The following is a 575-nucleotide window of genomic DNA, read 5'->3' as shown; positions in this document are numbered from 1 at the left end:
GACTTCGACGTTCTCCAGCTTGCGCAGGCGCTCGGATGCGGCGAGCACGACCTTGGTGCTCGAGTCGAGGCAGACGTAGCGGTTCGAGTGCGGGGCCACCAGTTCGGCCAGCACGCCGTCGCCGGAGGCGATATCCAGCACGTCGCCCGGCTGCAGCAGCGGTACGGCCGAGCGCGCCAGCGCTTCCCAGGTGCGGCCGGGGGAGTAGTGGCGCTCCATGTCGCCGGCCACCGAGTCCGCCCAGTTCTGCTCGCTGGCGCGCGCGGCCAGCACGGCGGCGACGCGGTCCTTGTCCTGGCGCAGCAGCGGATCGTCGCTGCCCTCGCGCAGGGTTTGCCAGAGCGCAGCCTGGGCTGCATCGAGTGCGCCTTCGTCGAAGCGGTAGTAGGCGGACACCCCGGAGCGGCGGTCGCGCACCAGCCCGGCTTCCTTGAGCTTGGACAGATGGGTGGAAACGCGCGGCTGCGCCAGCCGTGTGATCGCCGACAACTCGGCCACGGTCATCTCTTCCCGCTCGAGCAGGGCGAGCAGGCGGACGCGCGTGGCGTCGGCGAAAACCTTGAGGCGTGTGGACC

1 protein-coding gene is annotated in these 575 nt (G+C 70.8%); it reads right to left on the bottom strand.

All coding sequences use genetic code 11. The annotated features are described in order from the left end of the window. On the bottom strand, nt 1–575 hold a 575-nt coding region (locus tag ACXJKJ_RS31480), incomplete at both ends, for a metalloregulator ArsR/SmtB family transcription factor (protein WP_457395597.1).

This window comes from Roseateles sp. P5_E1 (genome assembly GCF_054049335.1).
The sequence above is the reverse complement of the archived record's forward strand: the minus strand, read 5'-3'. Positions and strand labels throughout refer to the sequence as shown.